The organism is Leptospira johnsonii, assembly GCF_003112675.1.
Classification (GTDB): Bacteria; Spirochaetota; Leptospiria; order Leptospirales; family Leptospiraceae; genus Leptospira_B; species Leptospira_B johnsonii.
Map to the genome: position 1 here is coordinate 415,689 of NZ_BFAY01000011.1, position 14,885 is coordinate 430,573.

16 protein-coding genes are annotated in these 14,885 nt (G+C 41.7%); 4 read left to right on the forward strand and 12 right to left on the reverse strand.

Annotation, left to right across the window (positions count from 1 at the left end; all coding sequences use genetic code 11):
* Nucleotides 1-38 precede the first annotated feature (38 nt).
* From LPTSP_RS10835 to LPTSP_RS10845, 3 genes are read right to left on the reverse strand one after another with little or no spacing between them, the layout of a single operon-like run.
* Entirely contained in the window at nucleotides 39-500 is a 462-nt protein-coding gene (locus tag LPTSP_RS10835; RefSeq protein WP_108928777.1) for a tRNA (cytidine(34)-2'-O)-methyltransferase, read from the reverse strand.
* Nucleotides 501-1,649, reverse strand: a complete 1,149-nt coding sequence (locus LPTSP_RS10840) for a S1 RNA-binding domain-containing protein (RefSeq protein ID WP_108928778.1) — start codon at nucleotides 1,647-1,649, stop codon at nucleotides 501-503.
* Nucleotides 1,646-3,001: an amidohydrolase family protein gene (locus LPTSP_RS10845; protein ID WP_108928779.1), complete on the reverse strand. Its 1,356-nt coding sequence runs from the start codon at nucleotides 2,999-3,001 to the stop codon at nucleotides 1,646-1,648. The genes LPTSP_RS10840 and LPTSP_RS10845 overlap by 4 nt, the downstream gene beginning before the upstream one ends.
* A 26-nt stretch (nucleotides 3,002-3,027) precedes the next feature.
* On the opposite strand from LPTSP_RS10845, the gene LPTSP_RS10850 reads away from it, so the two are divergent.
* Together LPTSP_RS10850 and LPTSP_RS10855 are read left to right on the forward strand one after the other, a co-directional pair.
* Nucleotides 3,028-3,720 carry an ATP-binding protein gene (locus LPTSP_RS10850; RefSeq protein ID WP_108928780.1) on the forward strand — a complete coding sequence of 231 codons (693 nt, stop codon included), beginning with the start codon at nucleotides 3,028-3,030 and terminating at the stop codon, nucleotides 3,718-3,720.
* The gene (locus LPTSP_RS10855; protein ID WP_108928781.1) at nucleotides 3,721-4,491 is read left to right on the forward strand and encodes a glycosyltransferase family 2 protein; all 771 of its coding nucleotides are present in this window, start codon (nucleotides 3,721-3,723) and stop codon (nucleotides 4,489-4,491) included. It begins immediately after the preceding gene.
* A 10-nt stretch (nucleotides 4,492-4,501) separates the two neighbouring features.
* Here LPTSP_RS10855 and LPTSP_RS10860 read toward each other — a convergent pair whose 3' ends face one another.
* Entirely contained in the window at nucleotides 4,502-4,894 is a 393-nt protein-coding gene (locus LPTSP_RS10860) for a hypothetical protein (protein ID WP_024863917.1), read from the reverse strand.
* A 28-nt stretch (nucleotides 4,895-4,922) separates the two neighbouring features.
* Here LPTSP_RS10860 and aroE point away from each other — a divergent pair, with 28 nt between their 5' ends.
* Together aroE and LPTSP_RS10870 are read left to right on the forward strand one after the other, a co-directional pair.
* A complete protein-coding gene (gene aroE, locus LPTSP_RS10865; protein WP_439957019.1) occupies nucleotides 4,923-5,828 on the forward strand; it encodes a shikimate dehydrogenase in 906 nt (301 codons plus the stop codon).
* Between the two features lie 20 nt (nucleotides 5,829-5,848).
* Nucleotides 5,849-7,057: a glutamate ligase domain-containing protein gene (locus LPTSP_RS10870; RefSeq protein WP_108928783.1), complete on the forward strand. Its 1,209-nt coding sequence runs from the start codon at nucleotides 5,849-5,851 to the stop codon at nucleotides 7,055-7,057.
* A gap of 19 nt (nucleotides 7,058-7,076) precedes the next feature.
* Here the strand turns inward: LPTSP_RS10870 and LPTSP_RS10875 are convergent, their stop codons facing one another.
* The 8 genes from LPTSP_RS10875 to LPTSP_RS10910 all read right to left on the reverse strand — a co-directional run bounded on the left by LPTSP_RS10875 (nucleotide 7,077) and on the right by LPTSP_RS10910 (nucleotide 14,788).
* Complete coding sequence (locus LPTSP_RS10875; RefSeq protein ID WP_108928784.1) at nucleotides 7,077-8,705, reverse strand: PEGA domain-containing protein; 1,629 nt, start codon at nucleotides 8,703-8,705, stop codon at nucleotides 7,077-7,079.
* On the reverse strand, nucleotides 8,702-9,472 hold the full coding sequence (locus tag LPTSP_RS10880; RefSeq protein WP_108928785.1) for an ABC transporter permease: 771 nt from the start codon (nucleotides 9,470-9,472) through the stop codon (nucleotides 8,702-8,704). The genes LPTSP_RS10875 and LPTSP_RS10880 overlap by 4 nt, the downstream gene beginning before the upstream one ends.
* Complete coding sequence (locus LPTSP_RS10885) at nucleotides 9,469-10,371, reverse strand: ABC transporter permease subunit (protein ID WP_108928786.1); 903 nt, start codon at nucleotides 10,369-10,371, stop codon at nucleotides 9,469-9,471. Before LPTSP_RS10885 ends, LPTSP_RS10880 begins: the two co-directional genes overlap by 4 nt.
* A 12-nt stretch (nucleotides 10,372-10,383) precedes the next feature.
* A complete protein-coding gene (locus LPTSP_RS10890; protein WP_100705620.1) occupies nucleotides 10,384-10,839 on the reverse strand; it encodes a PTS sugar transporter subunit IIA in 456 nt (151 codons plus the stop codon).
* Complete coding sequence (locus tag LPTSP_RS10895) at nucleotides 10,814-11,722, reverse strand: hypothetical protein (protein WP_108928787.1); 909 nt, start codon at nucleotides 11,720-11,722, stop codon at nucleotides 10,814-10,816. The genes LPTSP_RS10890 and LPTSP_RS10895 overlap by 26 nt, the downstream gene beginning before the upstream one ends.
* Nucleotides 11,712-12,863, reverse strand: coding sequence for a 4Fe-4S dicluster domain-containing protein (locus tag LPTSP_RS10900; protein WP_108928788.1), 1,152 nt, complete (start codon nucleotides 12,861-12,863; stop codon nucleotides 11,712-11,714). The genes LPTSP_RS10895 and LPTSP_RS10900 overlap by 11 nt, the downstream gene beginning before the upstream one ends.
* 7 nt (nucleotides 12,864-12,870) lie before the next feature.
* Nucleotides 12,871-13,152 (reverse strand): hypothetical protein, encoded by a 282-nt coding sequence (locus LPTSP_RS10905; RefSeq protein ID WP_010414765.1) that lies wholly within the window; start codon nucleotides 13,150-13,152, stop codon nucleotides 12,871-12,873.
* 91 nt (nucleotides 13,153-13,243) lie between these two features.
* Complete coding sequence (locus LPTSP_RS10910; RefSeq protein ID WP_108929876.1) at nucleotides 13,244-14,788, reverse strand: cellulose synthase family protein; 1,545 nt, start codon at nucleotides 14,786-14,788, stop codon at nucleotides 13,244-13,246.
* Between the last annotated feature and the right edge of the window lie 97 nt (nucleotides 14,789-14,885).

Genomic DNA, 14,885 nt, shown 5'->3' on the forward strand with positions numbered 1-14,885 from the left:
GGTGTAAATCCGATTTTTTCCGGAAGGCAGTTTCCGATTCACCAACGTCGAATTTGGCGCAACGCCTCGTATGCGATTACCGCGACTGCGTTACTCAAATTCAAACATCTACAATCTTCTTCCATCGGGATCCTAAGAATACCGCTCGGTATCTCAGATTGAAAAATTTCCTGAGGTAATCCTGAAGTTTCGTTCCCGAACAAAAATACGTCATTCTCCCCATATTGAGGAGCTGTATAAGAAATTTTACCCTTAGTGGATATTAAATATAATTTGGAATCGGAAGGATTGGATTTTGAGAAAGTTTCCCAACTAGGATGAAGGGTCAATTTTAGTTTATCCCAATAATCTAACCCTGCTCTTCTTGCCGCTTTTTCAGACAACTCGAAGGCAGGTTCTCCTACGATATGCAGCTCTGCTCCTAAGGCGACGCATAGTCGGGCGATATTTCCCGTATTGGGAGGTATCTCCGGTCGATACAATGCGATCCGGAGAGCCATTTATCCCTTTTTCTGTCCCTTGTTTAAGGATTTTGCAAGAATAGCGCCGAAAGATCCGGTAGAAGAAGTTTCCTCAGAAAGATATCCGCTATAATCCAATCTTTCCTGAACTTCTTTTGCTTTCACAAGAGAAAGTGAGATCTGTCTTTTTGTAGGATTCACTTCCGTTACGAATGCGGAGACCGAATCACCAATCTTGAAATGTTGTGCGGCAGGTGTTCGATTTTGTAATCCGGTTTCTCGATTAGGAACCAGTCCTGAGAAATGTTCATTCAATTTTACGAATACTCCGAAAGGTTTTACACTTTCTACAGTTCCGGTGACCAAGTCTCCTTCTTTGAACGGAACATTTTGGGCCCAAGGATCTTTTAGAAAATCCTTAACAGTAAAGCTGTGTTTTTCTTCTTCCCAATCTAATTTTAAGACCTTAGCTCTAAGCACTTGTCCCGGATGGAATTCTTTAGAAAGATCCGCTCCCTTTTTGAAAGTTGCTTCGGAAGCAGGAACAAGCGCGGTAAGTCCGTCTGCTTCTACAATCAGTCCAAAATTATGAACGGATTTAACCTTGCAGGTGACGAACATTCCAGGCTTCAACTCCCCTTTCAGAACGGAAATTTTGGCCTCTCTTTCCTTATCTGCGATCTTCTTTTGGGAAACGATGATCTTTCCTTTATTCCCGACTTCCGAGATCAAGAAACGGACCCTTTTGCCTACTCCATTATTCTGTTTTTTCAGCTCAGGATCCAATTGAGAGAATGGGCAGAAACCTGTTTGTTCGCCTAACTTGACTTCTACGCCCGATTCATTCTCCCCTATGATATGACCTAAGACCGGAATTTCAGCGTTATGAGCCACGGAAACCATATCTTTAGAAATAGTGTCTCCGTTCAAACAGGTGGTGAAGTATTGGTCCCCGGAAGACTCCTGTAAGAAATAAGCTTCGATTGTCTCGCCTTGTTTTGGAGCCTCGGTGAATTCATCTGCAGCGATAATCCCCGAGAGACCTGCTCCCTGGATCTTTATAAAAACATAATCCGATTTAGAGCTAGTGACTAACGCAGAAACTTTTGCTCCGGGCTCTAAGGCCGCTTTTTTTCTGAAACTTTCGTCCAGTAATTTATGAAACAGTTCTTTTTGATTTTCGTTCATCGTCTCTGCCCCTTGGTTTTCTTTTTTTCAGGAGAAGAGATCTCGGTTTTCACTCTCTCCGTCACTACCGTTCTTAATGTTTTTAGTTTATCCCAATTTTGAAGCGGATCTTCTCTAAAAATCAAAAGATGAGCCGGTTTTCCTACTCGGATCTTCCCCTCATGAGCCGCCCCCAAATATTGGCAGGTGGTCTCCGTTGCCGCTCTCAGCGCTTCTTTCGGTCCCAGAAGTTCGGATAAAATTCTAAGTTCCTTCCAGCCGGAAATTCCAGGGAACTGTAGTTGGTGACCCGCACCCGAACCGAGTAAGATCCTTAAGGACAGATTCTTGCGAGCCCTCAAGAATGCAAGATAGGATTCGTATTCCTTCTCCGCTTCTCCTCTGTCGGAATCGGATAATCTCGGTAGAGTAGAAAGTACTTCTTTAGACAGCGCTCTTTCCTTAAAAGTCGGACTCCATTGGGTCCATTTTTCCCATTCTTCCGCAAAGGAAGAAGTTCCTATTCCTTTTCTCGTAAAATAGATCCCGAAAAGTGGAGCCCAAATTTGTTTCACCAAATTATGAGCTACGGGACGAATGGAAGAAGTTTCCGGAATAGGATGATAGAGCACCTTTGTTTCGGAAGACAAAGCTTCCCAGTTTGCAAATTCTTCGCCGAAAGTGGAGACCGATAATTCTAATCCATTCTTCTCGGATTCACTTCTCATTCGATAAAGAAGTTTTCCATCTACTTCAAAAGTTTCTCCCTCGTTATGCCTCAGGAATAAATGGATCTTTCCTTTTTTTCCGGAGAGAGAAGACATCGCTTCTTCAGGTGATTTTAGGATTTTATATCCTGAAACTTTGGATGCAGCAATTTCTTTGGACTCGGCAAGCAGGACCGGTGGAAGAACAGAGATGTAAGGATACTGAGAATTTTTCTTTCGGATCTCGGAAAGTTCGGCTGCCCAGGGAGGATCTGCGATACTTTGTATATGAGTGAATCCATGTAGCAGAAATTGTTTCAGATCGGATTCCAATTCGGTACGATCTTTCCAACCTCCTAGAGAATTTGCCCCTAAGGTTACATGAGAATCACAGAATCCAGGCAAAATGAACAGAGGTTCTTTGGAAGAAGGTGAAGAAGATATTTTTTCCACCAAACCGTCTTTGACCTGGATCTGAACAGGGCCGGAATATTCCAAAGTTTCGGGTTGGATCAGATAGGCTCCACTCCAAGACCAGGAATCCGCGTAGATGTTCCCTGAAAAAAGAAGGCTCCCCAAAATGAGAGGGAAGAATTTCGGCAAAATTCGGACCGAATTAGAGCGGACCTTTTTTAAAGCTATTAGAATGAGTCTCTTGACAAACAAATCGAGTTCCGAAAAGTTCAAGGTTAATGGGTCAGGAAATCCGGGATATATCAGACAATATCCGGCTTACAGTGGAGGACGGAAGAATCCTCTCTCTAAAGACCCATCGAATCACCAGATCGGTCGAGGAACATATCCAGCAGGCGATCGAGCTCATCTTGGATAAGGTCACTTATCCCACCCTTGTTCCAACGATTTACACTATCGTAAAAGAATTATCGATCAACGCCTGCAAGGCAAATCAAAAAAGGATCTTCTTCGAGGAAAAAGGATACGATATAGAAAATCCGATCCAGTACAAAAAAGGAGTCTCCGAATATAGGGAGTTATTCTCCGAAAGTATGGCGGAAGAATACGGAAACAAATCCAAAAAGAAGGGATATTTCTGTCTGATCACATTCGACTATTCCATGGACGGAATTCGGGTCGAGGTCACAAACAATACGCCAGTCACTATAGAGGAAGAAAAATCACTCCGCGAAAAATTAGAAAAAGGAATGCAGTACGGAGACATCGCTCAATTCTATTTAGATAACGCCGACAATACGGAAGGAGCCGGATTGGGACTTGCACTCATATTAATCATGCTGAAAGGAGAAGGGATCGATCCGTCTTATTTCAGGATCATCATTCGCAAAGACGTAACCATTGCTAGATTAGAAGTTCCTCTTTCGTCTAATTTTAAATCCGTCAGAGACCAGGATTTTTCCCGCGCTTAGATGTTACCAATCTCAGCCTGTATCATCACATTAAACGAAGAAGATAATATCGAAAGATGTCTGTCTTCTCTTGATTTCGTAAACGAGATCATAGTATTAGATTCCGGTTCCAAGGATAGAACGGAAACTATCGCAAAACAAAAGGGAGCCAAAGTAGTTCTCCGAAAATTCGACGATTACGTTTCCCAAAAGAACCATGTGATCTCTTTAGCTGTGAGCCCTTGGATACTCACTCTGGATGCGGACGAAGAACTTTCTCCAGGCCTAAAAGAAGAGATCAAAAACTTATTTAAGAACGGAGAACCGGAAGAAGACGGATTTATAATCCCTAGACTCACGATGTACATGGGAAAATGGATCCGCCACGGAGGCTGGTATCCAAATTATAGAGCCAGGTTATTCTTAAAGTCCAAAGGAAAATTCGTAGGCGGAAAAGTCCACGAAGCGGTGGAATTGTCTGGAAAAAGGAAAAAGTTAAAACATCCAGTATTCCATTATTCTTACGAAAACCTATTCGATCATGTAACCTTTATCAATCGATACTCCGAACTTGCAGCCACCGAAAAATTCGGAAAAGGAAAAAGATCAGGCCTGTTCTTAGCTCTTTTAGAAGCAGGATATAAATCCTTTTGGATGTATTTTGTAAGACTTGGATTTTTGGACGGAAGAAGAGGACTAATCCTCGCGATCATGGGATTCTATTATAATTTTCTAAAATACACTAAAGTATTCGAAATGACTTTAGCGGAAAAAGAAAAGACTGATAACTGAAACCGGGAATTTAATCTCTGCGTTCTTTATTGTGATTGATACGGTTCATGATATAGAGCATGGAGTATCCGCCCAAAATTACCGCGATCAAATTCACATTTGCAACCTGGTAAATTCCGATCTTTGGCGAGATCAGCCAATACACCACTTCTCGGATCAGGTCCTGGAAGATAGAAAGAATGATCAGAGATCCCAGAATAGCGACTAAAAACGCTACCCAGTAACCTCCTAAGAGGTCCTTTCTTTTATAATAATAAAAATACCAGGCTAAACCGCCACTAATAGACAGAACAAACAGTATATCCGTGAATGTCGTCCACCAACCCGAAGAAGAAGCTAAAACTAAAAAAGGTTGAGTGCCGAGTAAAGGGAGAAAATCGTTGAGCGAGGCCAGGATTCCCATCTGCATTACAGGTTTTCCGGGTTTTCGGATAAAGTCGAGAATTTTAGTAAAAAAGAAGCGGAACCAATTGAAAATCTTTCGAGACAGCTCAAAATACTTCGGGATCGTAGGCCGACCCTTATCTCATACCTTGTCACCCTTATTACATAGCTCATGGTACGAAGACCTGAGTCTGGACTGCGGATATTTGGTTTTTCCAGTGGAAACTTTGGAAAAAAAGGAACTTCTTTCTTTGTCCAAGTTCGGGATCAGAGGTTTGTCAGTCACTATTCCTCATAAAGAAACTGCTTTTCTTCTCGCAGACAAAACAGACGAGACTTCCCAAGCGGTCAAAGCAAGTAACACTTTAGTTTTTGAGAACGGATCGATTAGCGCGCATAATACGGACGGAATAGGTGCAGTCCGCTCTATCCAAGAATCTTTTCCGGAAAGTTTAAAAGGAAAAGTTCTATTGATCGGAAGTGGAGGAAGTGCTCGCGGAATTTCGTTCACTCTATTGAAAGGAGCTGGAATAAAAGATCTTACTATCGCCGCAAGAAATCCCAAAACTTCTGAAGAATTGATCGGCCTACTTTCCAAAGTTTCTTCCGCTAAGATCCAATCCGCGGATCTAAATGAAGTGCAAAAGAATTTTTCGGAATATTCACTTATCATTCATACAACCCCACTCGGAATGAAAGGAAAAGATCCAGGACCTGCGATCCCGGAGTCTTGTTTTACAGAAGCACAAGTATTATTCGATATAGTTTACAATCCTTTGGAAACCCCTTTAGTTTTAGGGGCCAAGAAGAAGGGCGCACAGGTCCTGCCAGGAACGGAGATGTTACTCTACCAGGCAGTAGAACAATTTAGATTATTTACAGGCGTAAGCTTAAATCCCGACCTAATAGAAAAAGGAAGATCTAGGCTCTTAAAAGCGCTCGGATACGCCTGAGAAATATTAGAAAATTTTAAATGTCCATCCCAGATTTTTTAGAATTCGGATCCAAATTAACCAATTTAGAAAAGACCAGGAATTTTAACGTATTTGGGGACTACTCCCTGGATCCATTCCGTAAACTGATCGATTCCCATGGATGGAGAGATCGAAAAAAAGAAAGACTTAGGATCTCAGTTGTCGGGACAAATGGAAAAGGTTCCGTTTCCCATTTTTTAGCGGGAAGTTTCTCCAATCTAGGAAACAAAACAGGTCTTTATACTTCTCCCCATCTATTCGACCCGAAAGAAAGGATCAGACTAAGTCCGAATTTCGATCCGGTAAACGAAGAAGATCTAAAAGAGATTTCTAATATACTATTCACTGAAAGTAATGCAGAAGAACTTTCTTTTCTTTCTTGGTTCGAATGGTTTACCTTGGGTTCTTTTGTTTTATTCGAAAAGAAGGATATTACTGTCCAAGTATATGAAGCAGGGTTAGGAGGAAGGTTAGACGCTACAAAACTGTCGGAACCGGACATACTTGTAGTCTGCGCTATAGGAGAAGATCACAAGGCCGTATTAGGGAATACGAAAGAAGCCATCCTGAAAGAAAAACTGGGGATCGTATCCGAAAGAACTAAAATTGTATTCGCATTAGAACCAGAACCTTCTCTCTTGAAAATACTTAAAGAGTTTTGTTCCGAAAAGAATTTAGAATTATTTCTTTTCCCTTCCCTACCGGAAGGAAGATCCTATCTGGACCATAATCAAGAATACGTAAAGTTTATCGTACAGAACTTACAGAGAAATATTTATAGGGGACTGTCTTCTTTGGAAAAAGCCGGACAAGCAAATTCCAAACCTCTTGTACTTCCACCTGGTAGATTAGAGATCGTATCTAATTCTCCGATGATCGTATTCGATCCGGCTCATAATCCGGATGCAATCAGAGTAACGCTTGCATCTTTATCTTCCGCATTTCCAGGCAAAAGATTCTCCATCTTAGCGGGATTTTTACCGGACAAAGAAGGAGAATCCATGGCGGAGAAACTTTTGGATTATACGAAAATCCAAAAGTCGAATTTGTATTTTTTAGATTCTAAAGAATTCAAACTTCCCCAAGGATTCGAGTCTCACGCGATTTCCAGGGAACAGGTCCAGGAGACACTACAGTCCCTCGGATCCGAGGAAGAAGGGACCCTGGTCTTAGGAAGTTTTAGATTGTATTCTTATATCAAAACGTAAGCTCAAATCTTTTTACTTTTCAAAATTTCATATTAAATTTTGCATAAGACTCTGTTTCATACTGTCCTTCCAAGCCTCTTACAAAAGTTGGCATGGTCTTAACAGGGGCCACTCCTACTTCCAAAGTTTCAGAATCCAAACCTAACGCATAAAATGTCGCCGACAGGATCAGCATCGTCCCAATCCCGTACAACATGAGCCCACCGTGGATCCCTTGGTGTTTTCCAAATCTTCCGGAAATGGATCTGAAATAATCGGACTTACTCTTAGCATCGTTGTAGATACTTTCCTGATAGAAATAAGAAAGAGCAAATGTCTGAAAATTTGGAGAAGACTGCTGTAATTCCTGAAGAGCCGCAAAATTTGTGATCTGGACCATGGGCCTTGCATTTTCCAAAGCCTGGTCCGCTCTTAAATTAAAATAATAATATCCTGCATAAAAGAACAAACTTCCGTAAAGGGAGTAGATCGCAAAATCGTCATAGGTATGATCTAAGAATAAATACTTTTTATTTCTATAATATGAAACGGATTCCCCTTCCTTCAGTCTGGCCTTGACTTCGGATACTTCTCCTTTTTTGATCTCTACTCCTTTGAATTGGTCTACATGATCTCCTAAAACGAATCTCAATCTATTCCAACCTATTTTGACCGGAACCTTTACGAGTGGAGTAACTCCTAAATATTCGGAGCCTAAATATACTTTAGCTCCTTGAGGATCGGAATCTACGGAGAGAAAACCTTCTTTTTTATCTTTTTCTAATACGATATCTAGATCTTTAGGAGATTCTCTCAGGTCCACTTGGCCTATCCAGTCGGAATATCCGTTTTTAGTAATACGGACGTCGTGGATCCCCGAAAGAATATCATTTCTTTTTAAAGGAGTTTTACCTATATAATTCCCATCCAAAAATACCAAGGAATCATATTGATTTCCTGTTTTAACTGAAAGCGATTTAGTATGTTTTCCTAAAAGTGTCTTGCGGATCTCTTCTGTGACCGGGCTTAATTCCTGATAAGATCGTCTAACACTTGTTTTATGAGAGAATTCTTTCTTAGAACCGTCCTTAGACGATCTAATTCGAATGCTGATCCGGATCTCCTCTCCCTTCTTCTCAAATTCTCCGTACGTAGAATAGAAACAGTCGTATTTTCTAGAGATTGGAATAATAAATCCTTCGTCGGGAGCGGTTTCCGTTTCATAAGGTTGGACCTTCAAAATCAAATATCTTGGATCTCTGGAAACGTTTAAGGAAAGTTCTCCCTTTTTTAATTTTTCAAGTCCTGTATAATCCCATTCCCCTTCTCTTAAATTCGGTTTAACCCCCGAAGGATTTGGACCGAAAGAATGTTGGATAGACTTAGGGATTAGTGATTCGTCGTAGATCTGAACTAAAGATTTTAACCCCGAATACAGAACGGACGCATAACCGGAAGAATAAAAATCCAAAGAGGAATCTCCGGATAAATTCCTAAGAGGGAAAATACAAAGTTTTCTTTCTTTCTCGAATTGGATCTTTTCAGGGGAAGAATATTCAGGAAAACGATAATACTCGTCTATCGCGTATGTTGGAGTTCCTACAAAGAAAGGAGCCGAACAAATCAGCAAAACAAAAGCGGATAACTTTCGGAGGAATAATAATTTCAAGAACGTTTTCCTCCTACTGTCATTACTAAACCTAGAATGCCCAATGTAGGGAATACCAAAGACCAAGGAGCATTCTGCGCGTAATCTTTGGAAAACGCAATTTGTTCTCCAAGACCTGGACCGAAAACCTCTCCCGCAGCAGAAATTCCTAAAAATCCGAAGATAGCAAGTGTCATCACCACAGCAGGGAGTCCAGTAAACAAAAGCACTCTTAATATTTGAAACGCTTGAGGAAGAAGATGTGCCCTAAAAATATAAGATCTACTCGATCCGAAACAAGAAGCGGCCAATGCATACCCGCTTGTGCTTACCTCGTCTATTTTTGCTCTGACAGTTTCATATGCCTGGGCCCAATCGCCCAGAATGATTGCCAAAAACAAAGGAACCGGCCCCGCTCCGAAAACCTGGACCACTAATAACGCTAAGAGAAGAGAAGGGAGAGAGACAAATACGGATGACAAGGGAGAAAATACATTCTTCTTAAAAAATGGACTAGTATAAGAAGCCAATCCGACCAAGGAAGCTACAACCAATGTGAGCACTCTTGCAGGAAAAGCGAATAAGAAAGTAGCCAAACTCCCATACGCAAACATTGAGAACACATCCCTTCCTAATCTATCCTTACCGAAAGGAAAATCCAAAGAAGGAGGAAGAAAAGATTCCTTTAAGTTCAATTCAGTAGGAGCAGACTTGAATAATATCCCAAATATCACTAAAATCAAATATAGAGAGATCGTGCCATAACGAAGCAGGTTTAGATTTTTCAAGCGGCACCCGCCTCCCAACCTAAAAGCCGGTCTCTTACTCTTTCAGAGACCCTGGTCAGAATATAAAACACTGTTCCGCTATAAAACAAAAGTGCGGAAAGTAATGCAGAATCCATGGTTCTTATCGCATGATACATGGACTTCCCGATCCCGGGAAAGAAGAAGATCTCCTCCACAACAATTGCGCCCGAGAGTAAAGAGCTTAAGTCCAATAAGATCAAAATTAGAAGCACAGGAGAAACTTTCAAAAGAATATGCCGGAACAATATTCTATTTTCTGAATATCCTCTGGCCTTTAGAACGTTTGTGTATGCGGATTTTTTTTCCGTTCCGGCCAGTTGGTGGGCAAAAATAAAAAGTCTGGCAAATACTCTGGAACCAAGCGCGACTCCCGGCAGGATCACGTAAGCGGTATTTCCGGGCTCATAACCTCCGGGAGGAAGCCAGCCTAGTATCAGAAAAAAAAACACTAACAGAAAAACGGAAACTACGAACACAGGAGTGGATAAGATCAATTGGCTGATAAATCCGAAAACTTCTCCCAGAAATCGGAAGCGAGGAAGAAGAGATACCAAGGCTAAAAAAACGGAAAAGAATGTGCCTGTTAAGACCGCGAACCCGGCTAAATGTAAAGTAGGCCAAAATCTGGAAAGAATATGAGAAAGAACAGGATCTCCGGATTCGGTTTCTCCTAGATCGAAACTGACCAGGCCTTTCCAGAATTTCAGATATTCTTTCGCAAAAACCGTATTAGCAGATCTATCTGCGGAATCCTGAACCTGGATCCCAGAATCCGCCTCTAAAAATTCCTTATTCAAGGATCTGAGCTGGGAGAAAAATACCGAAATCGCGGAAAGAAAAACCGCAAAGATCAAAAAGCGTTTCGCTTCTTCTACCAAACTCTCACCCTCTCAAGCGGAGAAAGCTTTCCGGATCTCTTCGAAATTTTTGGAAAGGATCAGTTTTTCGCGATCCTCTTTCACATTGAGGGTTTTTGCGATCTGAGCCAGGGTTTTGATATGTTCTTGGAATTTGGATTTGGGAACGATTAGAAGAATAAAAATATGAACAGGAAGATGGTCGATTGCATCAAAATCGATCCCCTTTCGGGACAGGCCCATCACACATTTGAGCTCGTCCACCAGATTGACCGAACAATGCGGGATCGCTACCCCGCTGCCGATGCCTGTGGACATGGATTTTTCTCTCGCCATAAGAGATTCGTACACGAGGTCTCTGTCGTCTCTTGCAATTAGCGTCGAGTCGACGGCCTTCTGGAGAAGTTGATTAATCACTTCTTCCTTAGAGGAACCTTCTATTTCAAAAATTACAGTCTCTGGCTTAAGTAAAGCGAGGAGCTGGTTCATGCTTCTCTGTCCTATCTCCTAGGAAAATACGAATCAGGAGGGATTCAATGAAAAAAAACGATGAGACCCACAGGAATGTGGGAACGAAGACCGGTGGAAGGAAAAAAATTGCCAACCCAAGAGGCGCCAAACTCAAAAAAGATAGAGGCAAAAGTGAGCCAGTATTTCTTCCAGGTAAATTTAGAAGTAAAATGAAGGAGAAAGTTCCTAACCAAACTGGACCGGAAACGATTTCCCAACCAGGAATCTTTGCCAGATAGATCCAAACGGAGAGAAGGATAGAAAATCCGAAAGGTAATAAAAGAGCTAAATTACTTCTTAATAGCAAAGGAACTGCTAAAAGTATTCCGAATCCGCCACATGCTTCCAAAGCGGAATATCTAGACCCAGGCAAGGTACCTTCTGTAAAAAAACCTGGAGTATATATATCCGGATAAGAAGATCCTCGAAATACGGAAGAAGGTTCTGAAGCCCAGCTATCTATTCCCGGCAAAAAGTAGAATATTAGAAAAAGTAAAAATTGTAATAGGGCCAGAGGGAACCGGATCTTAAATCTTTGTTCCAAAACCCACCAAAGACCCAGTCCGAAACCTAGAGCAAGAACTGCATGCAAAGCGTATCTTGGGTCTCTGGGAAGAAGAAGAGCAAAACTCAAAGCATGATTTACCCAATACAATGGGTAGGACTTCCCACCGGTGAGAAGAAAGTAAGCCCCCGCTCCGAATAGAAGACCGAAACCCGCTGGAACAATCGGATAATAAGATCCGCCTGAACCTAAAACCAAAAGACCGATCGCCAAAAAGGCAAAAAGTATGTCAGGTAGAAGAAGATCCTTTCTTCTGAAAAAACCGTTTTGGGTGGAGAGAACATAACTAAAAGCCATGATTCGCCTCCTTCCAAGTTCGAATTCGGGTCCTTAAAGAAATGGTAGAAGGACAAAGAAATGTGCAGATCCCGCATTCCATACAAAGCGAAGAATTAAAATTGCCGAAACTGGAAACCAAGGCCATAGGATTTGCTTGCGTAGGGCAATTATAGGAACATTCTCCGCATTCCACACAAGGGAATTCCCTTCTCCCCGAATCGTGTTTGGTCAAAAATACCAGGGAATAATTCTGTCTGATATCCCAATAGAAACCTTTTTTGATATCTCTGACCGGATTTTTTTCGTAAAAAGAATTTAGAGTGAAGTTAGAATACTTAGGACCGTATTCTTCAAATAGAAATTTCAAGCTCTGTCCGTTACGGATACGAACAGTAGAATCCGCTTTTCTAAGCCCACCATTCTTCCCTAAGAAATAGAGAGCGATCTCCCTTTCTATAAAAGGAAAATCAGCGAACAAAGCTCGATAAAGATTATATAATGTTTCCGGGCCTAAATATAAGATTTCCTTAATTTTAGAAAAAGGCAATTTTTCAGTCTGAGAAAGGAAATACTCCGGAATCCCCCAAGGGTAAGCGTAATTTTTAACAGGAGATTTCAGGCCGGAAATATAGTCTCTGATCTGAGCTTCCGGAAAAAGAGATTTTAAAACTTCCAGAAAACGAGCGTGGCATTCCAAATTTTTTCTTAACTCAGGAAGATAGTCCACATCTTGGTTTCTAGTGAATGGAGCTAAGATGATAAGTGAAGTTTTTTGTCTGGATTTGAAGTAAGATAAAAGAGAATGTTCCGGAAAGTCCAAACTAACCAGACCTAGTCTGTCCATCGGTTCGAGTGCTTCTTCTTTTTTGAGAACTTTTGGTATCCAAGGTTTGGAACCTATAAAGTTTCCGTCTTGTACGATGCGGATCTTGGAACCTTCTTCAGTATGTTCTAAAGAAGCGATCCCGTTAACCGGAGATAAAACTAAACCTGAAGATTGTTTGTAGAGGGGATCTCCTACACTTACCCGGACTGGAAAATCCTTAAGTAATAAGGCGTCTCTATCCGGGAAGAGGGTGTAGGCTTCGTCCAGGACCGTTTTGCGATTTCCCGTTTCTTTTACGGTCCTGGGTTGGAGGAGGAACGGTTTTGAGAACAATGCCCTTTTAGTTAGGCGACTTCACCATATAGATTTCGTCTTTAATGGGAAGTTCTTTCTTTAAATTTTTGATATAAGGAAGGATTTCTCCCATCGGCTCGTAGAATTCGCAATCAGTCTGCATACGGCGAGCCACAGTGAAGTATTTGTATAACTTCTCTTCGCCGGAACGTTTGGACCATTTTTTCTTGGTACATTTGACCCGGAGGATGTATTTGTCCGCCTCGGATTCATACTGTCTGACGGTTACACAATGCAGGCAGTTGGCGCAATAGACTTTCTCACTCATCGGTTATCCTGTTTCCTGGGGTATTTGACAGATTTAGGCGAGGGCACAGGGAGTCAACCCGTTTCCTCGCCTTTTGTTTGTTGGAAGGCTGTCAGGCTTCCTGAGGGATCTCTTCCTGAGCCGCGTTTCTTGTTTCTTTATATTTCCAGGTAAATTCTTGGAAAGATTTAAAGGCAACGAAGAAGAAACCGATCCCATAGATCAATAGGAAGCCCACGATATAAGGACGTCCCACTAAGAAAGATAGCACAACTGAAAACACACAATAACAACCCAATAGGAACTCAAGAACTACATGGAAGTCCAAAGGAACGGTATATTTCAGCCTATCTTTCAGAGCGTCCGTGTTCTTTTCGATTCTCAATTTAGGAGTTCGTTTGAAGGAAGATTGGATCCCTAAAACAGCTTCGAGCCAAGCTCTTGTGTTTACGATCGCGATCCCGGTTCCGATCATGATCAGAATTGGAAGATATACTAATCTCTTTTTCCAATCTTTGTATAATGTTTTCTGTGAATATGCGTAGAAGAATAGAGGTCCCACGGATCCGATAGAAAGGACCGCTGCGGTTCCAGATAACACTTCCAACGGAAGATCGTAGAAGCTGAAACCAGACCAGTATTCCATTAATAGTAATGGAGCGCTAAATAGAATGTTCACTATCATGAGTGGGTGAACAGAATAATTGATCAAGTGAGTCACAGCCTCAGCCTTGGTTTTCCAAGGTAGATCCGCTTTCCAGATACGAGGAAGAAGTTTTACTGCAGTTTGGATAGAACCCTTACACCAGCGGAATTGCTGAGACTTGTATGCAGACATCATCGCAGGGATCTCTGCAGGGCAAACCACATCTTTAAAATAACGGAACTTCCAACCTCTTAATTCTGCACGGTAAGAAAGATCGAAGTCTTCGGTAAGAGTATCATGCTCCCAACCGCCTGCGTCCTCAATTGTCTTCTTTCTCCAAGTACCTGCAGTACCGTTGAAGTTCATCCAAAGTTTGGAGCCGTTTCTTGCTACCTGCTCGATCATAAAGTGACCGTCGATACCGAAACTTTGAGCTTTGGTTAGAATATTATAATCTGCGTTGATATGTCCCCAACGAGCTTGCACCATTCCGATCTGAGGATCGTCGAAGTATGCCATGGTTTTGAGAAGGAAATCAGGATCCGGCATGAAGTCCGCATCGAAAATAGCGATGTAGTCTCCTTTAGAAACTCTCATCCCTTCGTCCAAGGCTCCTGCCTTATGACCTACACGATTGGTTCTGTGAAGGTGATGGATATCGAAACCTTGAGCCTTGTATTTTGCCACTAAGGAGGCCGCTTTTTGGATGGTTTCGTCGGTAGAATCATCCAGAACTTGGATTTCTAATTTATCTTTAGGATATTTTAAAGCAATTGTGGAGTCGATCAGACGATCTACTACGTAAAATTCGTTAAAAATAGGAAGTTGGACTGTGACGATAGGAAGGCTTGGATCGTCCAAAGAAAGGTTTCTGCTCGGGTCTGTATCACAATTGGTGTTGTACTTTTTGTACAGATACACCATGATATATGTGTGAATTCCAAAGAAGAATAATCCTAGAATATCCAGGGCGTAAATTCCCAAAAACAGAACAGTGACTACAGTGAGCATTTGGGACAAAAATTTTAGAAATACCCAAAAAGTCAATGGATTTTGCAGCGCAACATTCAAAGCCAATTTTTTCAGTCCGAAATTAAATTGATCCCTT

What these genes read in the sequence shown, in the direction of transcription:
- LPTSP_RS10835 (WP_108928777.1), bottom strand. Translation starts at nt 500, where the DNA reads ATGGCTCTCCGGATCGCATTGTATCGACCGGAGATACCTCCCAATACG.
- LPTSP_RS10840 (WP_108928778.1), bottom strand. Translation starts at nt 1,649, where the DNA reads ATGAACGAAAATCAAAAAGAACTGTTTCATAAATTACTGGACGAAAGT.
- LPTSP_RS10850 (WP_108928780.1), top strand. Translation starts at nt 3,028, where the DNA reads ATGGGTCAGGAAATCCGGGATATATCAGACAATATCCGGCTTACAGTG.
- LPTSP_RS10855 (WP_108928781.1), top strand. Translation starts at nt 3,721, where the DNA reads ATGTTACCAATCTCAGCCTGTATCATCACATTAAACGAAGAAGATAAT.
- LPTSP_RS10860 (WP_024863917.1), bottom strand. Translation starts at nt 4,894, where the DNA reads ATGGGAATCCTGGCCTCGCTCAACGATTTTCTCCCTTTACTCGGCACT.
- LPTSP_RS10870 (WP_108928783.1), top strand. Translation starts at nt 5,849, where the DNA reads ATGTCCATCCCAGATTTTTTAGAATTCGGATCCAAATTAACCAATTTA.
- LPTSP_RS10890 (WP_100705620.1), bottom strand. Translation starts at nt 10,839, where the DNA reads ATGAACCAGCTCCTCGCTTTACTTAAGCCAGAGACTGTAATTTTTGAA.
- LPTSP_RS10895 (WP_108928787.1), bottom strand. Translation starts at nt 11,722, where the DNA reads ATGGCTTTTAGTTATGTTCTCTCCACCCAAAACGGTTTTTTCAGAAGA.
- LPTSP_RS10905 (WP_010414765.1), bottom strand. Translation starts at nt 13,152, where the DNA reads ATGAGTGAGAAAGTCTATTGCGCCAACTGCCTGCATTGTGTAACCGTC.
- LPTSP_RS10910 (WP_108929876.1), bottom strand. Translation starts at nt 14,788, where the DNA reads ATGCTCACTGTAGTCACTGTTCTGTTTTTGGGAATTTACGCCCTGGAT.